Source organism: Thiohalorhabdus sp. (assembly GCF_046545655.1).
GTDB lineage: Bacteria > Pseudomonadota > Gammaproteobacteria > Thiohalorhabdales > Thiohalorhabdaceae > Thiohalorhabdus.
On record NZ_JBKGZG010000081.1, the window covers coordinates 1 to 3,473 of the forward strand.

Consider the following 3,473-nt stretch of genomic DNA (forward strand, 5'->3'; position numbering starts at 1 on the left):
CCGGTCCCTTTACTTTCCCGCCCTCGATGTCCTGTTCCAACATACAAGCGGCTACCAGCCGCGGCCACTCAGGCGTGTCGCGGCCACTGGCTGCTCCCACAAAGGCCCAATCAGGCTTGGCGGCCCCTGTGGGAGCGGCCAGTGGCCGCGACCTCTCACTCGCCCTCGCCCGAGGCCACGACGCCCTCCCCCCGCCGCGCCTCCCGGTGCGCCCGCACCATGGACAGGCCCTCCAGGACCACCCACAGGGCCAGGATCAGGATGATGCCGCCGACGATGGTCAGGGCCCAGTTGCCCTGGGCGATGTAGTCGGCGAGGTTGTAGATCATGGCGGTGACGGTGGCCACCAGCACCAGCACCATGGGCACGGCGGTGTAGATCACCGGCCGGCGCATGTGGAGCAGGTAGGCGGAGACGGCCAGCAGGGTGAGGGCGGCGAGGATCTGGTTGGTGGTGCCGAACAGGGCCCAGAGGTGCAGGCCCGCCGGCTTGCCGTCCACCTTGAAGAAGGCGAAGAAGCCGATGGCCGCCACGGCAAGCAGCGTGGCCACCCAGCGGTTCTCCAGGGCGCGCAGGTTGAAGGTGGCGCCGATCTCGTTGAGGTTGTAGCGCAGCAGCCGGGTGCCGGAGTCCACGGAGGTGAGCGCGTAGGCCACCACCACCACGGAGACGAAGGCCTCGGCGAGCCCGCGCGGCACGCCCCAGGAGTGGATGAACAGCCCGGTGCCCTGGATGAAGGCGCCGAGCTTGGCGTCCAGGCCGGAGCCCGCCTCCCAGGTGGCGTAGTGGTCCGCCCACTCGCCGTAGCTGGCGAAGCCGGCGGTGGTGGCGAGCACGGCGATCAGCGCCAGGAAGCTCTCGCCGATCATGCCGCCGTAGCCCACCAGGCGGGCGTCCGTCTCCTTGTCCAGCTGGCGGGCGGTGGTGCCGCTGGCCACCACGCCGTGGAAGCCGCTGATCGCCCCGCAGGCGATGATGATGAACAGGAAGGGCAGTATGGAAGGGGCGCCCTCGGGGCTCGGGTTGAGCGCCGGGGCGGCGAACTCCGGATTGAGCAGGAACAGGCCGACGAGGATGGCCGCCAGGGCCAGGTACAGCAGCAGGGAGTTGAGGAAGTCGCGGGGCTGCAGCAGCAGCCACACCGGCAGCAGGGAGGCCACCAGGGCGTAGCCCAACAGCGCCCAGCGCCACACGGAGGCGTCCACACCGAGCACGGGGTACTGCAGGCCGCCGAAGGTGAGCGCCAGCACCGCCAGGAAGGCCACGGCGGTGAGCGGCCCCAGGCGCCAGCCGCGCCGGTAGTGGAGGTAGCCCACCACCATGGCCAGGGCCATGAGGGAGAAGGTGGGCAGCACGGCCTCGGGGTGCTGCACCACGCTCTCCGGGCCACCGGCGGGCGAGGCGAACAGGGAGCCCACCACCAGCACGAACACCCCCATGGCCAGCGCCACCAGGAAGAAGATGATGAGCAGGAACAGCAGCTTGGCCCGGGGGGTGATGACCCGCTCGGCGATGCGCCCCACGGACTGGCCGTGGTTGCGCGCCGACAGGACCAGGGCGGAGAAGTCGTGGACGGCGCCGATGAGCAGCGCTCCCAGCACCACCCACAGCAGGGCCGGCACCCAGCCCCAGATCACCGCGATGGCGGGCCCCAGCATGGGCGCCAGGCCGGCCACCGAGGCGTAGTGGTGGCCGAACAGGACGTACTTGTTGGTGGGAACAAAGTCCAGCTCGTCGCGCTGGGCGTGGGCGGGGGTAACCGCCCCCGGGTCGAGCCGCCAGACCTTTTCCGCCAGAAAGCGGCTGTAGTAGCGGTAGAAGACCAGATACAGGACGATGGCGACGACGGCGACGGCGGCTGGACTCATCCCGGGCCCCTCGTTGGCTTGGGTTTGGAACAACCCGGAAAATCTAGCACATGGGGCCGGTCCGCCTAAGCCCGGGCCGGGTTGACCCGCCCCCAGGGCTTCCTTATACTTTCGGCTCTCGTTTGGGGGATCGTCTAGTGGTAGGACGACGGATTCTGGCTCCGTTAACCCAGGTTCGAATCCTGGTCCCCCAGCCATACGGACAGCAGGCCTAAGCCCCGATTCGCCTCGGACCGCCCGGTTCGGGGCGTTTTTGGCTGGGCCCCCGCGAGCACGTCCGGCCGAGGACAGGGGAACCCTGGCCGGGGCGTCGTTGACCTACCGGACAACCCCCGATGTCCCGGGGCTCGGCTCCCTCGTCCCTGGACGGGGGAGCCTTTTCCGGACCGGGCCTCCCGGGCCCGCCCTTGCATCGAGCCCAACCCCGGAGCGGCCGCGACCACCATGCACCGCTTCTTCCGCCGCATCCTGCCCACCGAGGCCCGCATCCGCGCCTGGGTGGGTGAGCACCCCCTCATGCGCCGGCTGCTGACACGCGCCGGTTTCTTCGGGCTGGACCGCCGCACCCTGGCCCGCGGGGTGAGTGTGGGCCTGCTCATCGGCCTCACCCCCACGGTCGGTTTCCAGACCCCCCTGATGATTCTCCTGTGCGTGCTGATGCGGGCCAGCTTCCCGGCGGCCTTCGTGGTGTCCTGGGTGAGCAATCCCTTGACCGCCGCTCCGCTCTACTTCGCCTTCAACCGCACGGGCGAGGCGATCTTCGGCGAATGGCTGGGGATCTCGCCGTCGGGCGCCGCCGGCCAGGCCGCCACCCAGACCCTCTACCTGGGCCTGGGCAGCCTGCTGATCGCCCTGCCCGCCGCCCTGGGGGGCTACTTCTTGTTCCTCGGCGCCTGGCGGCTGTCGGTGCTGTGGAAGTGGCGGTCGCGGGGCGGGGGGACGCCCTGAAGGCGGGGAGCCGAGCCCTGGCAGGTCGCGGCCCCGGTCCGGCCAGCCCCCTTCAGTGCTTCTCCCCGATCCGGTCCATGAGCGCGAACAGGACGCCGGAGACGACGAAGGTCAGGTGGATGCCCACCTTCCAGGCCAGCTGCTCGTTGGACAGGTCGCCCACCTTGATGAAGGACTTGAGCAGCTCGATGGCCGAGATGGCGACGATGGAGCCGATCACCTTGAGCTTGAGGTCGGAGAAGTCCACGTGCCCCATCCAATCGGGCCGGTCCTCGTTGTCGCCGGTGTCCATCTTGGAGACGAAGTTCTCGTATCCGCTGAAGATGATGATCAGCAGCAGGCTGGCCACCAGCGACAGGTCGATCAGGGCCAGGATGCCCACGATCAGCTCCCCCGTGCTGGCCTCGGGGAGGGTGCCCACCAGGTGCACCAATTCGACGCCGAACTTGCCGAGCAGCAGGACCATGCCGACGATCAGGCCGAGGTAGAAAGGCACCAGCAGCCACCGGCTGTTGAACATGAAGGATTCGAGGATCTTCTCCGCGCTCACGACTGACCTACCACTCCGCAATTTGGTTATTATCCGCTTGGCTCAGGCGCTTCCCCTGTAGGAGATCCTATGTCGCCGGGGCAAGGCTTTCCTGCCCTTTTTCGGCG

3 protein-coding genes and 1 tRNA gene are annotated in these 3,473 nt (G+C 68.8%); 2 read left to right on the forward strand and 2 right to left on the reverse strand.

Annotated features, from left to right (window positions below; all coding sequences use genetic code 11):
• Positions 1–155: 155 nt before the first annotated feature.
• Positions 156–1,868, reverse strand: a complete 1,713-nt coding sequence (locus ACLFRB_RS11645; RefSeq protein WP_411069182.1) for a carbon starvation protein A — start codon at positions 1,866–1,868, stop codon at positions 156–158.
• A gap of 123 nt (positions 1,869–1,991) precedes the next feature.
• Between ACLFRB_RS11645 and ACLFRB_RS11650 the strand changes: the two genes are divergently transcribed.
• Both ACLFRB_RS11650 and ACLFRB_RS11655 read left to right on the forward strand, forming a co-directional pair.
• Positions 1,992–2,065, forward strand: a tRNA-Gln gene (locus ACLFRB_RS11650).
• Positions 2,066–2,312: 247 nt separating this feature from the next.
• The gene (locus ACLFRB_RS11655) at positions 2,313–2,816 is read left to right on the forward strand and encodes a DUF2062 domain-containing protein (protein WP_411069183.1); all 504 of its coding nucleotides are present in this window, start codon (positions 2,313–2,315) and stop codon (positions 2,814–2,816) included.
• A gap of 52 nt (positions 2,817–2,868) precedes the next feature.
• Here ACLFRB_RS11655 and ACLFRB_RS11660 read toward each other — a convergent pair whose 3' ends face one another.
• Positions 2,869–3,366, reverse strand: coding sequence for a TIGR00645 family protein (locus ACLFRB_RS11660; protein WP_411069184.1), 498 nt, complete (start codon positions 3,364–3,366; stop codon positions 2,869–2,871).
• Between the last annotated feature and the right edge of the window lie 107 nt (positions 3,367–3,473).

Coding starts and splice junctions, on each gene's coding strand:
- ACLFRB_RS11645 (WP_411069182.1), bottom strand. CDS start 1,868: ATGAGTCCAGCCGCCGTCGCCGTCGTCGCCATCGTCCTGTATCTGGTC.
- ACLFRB_RS11655 (WP_411069183.1), top strand. CDS start 2,313: ATGCACCGCTTCTTCCGCCGCATCCTGCCCACCGAGGCCCGCATCCGC.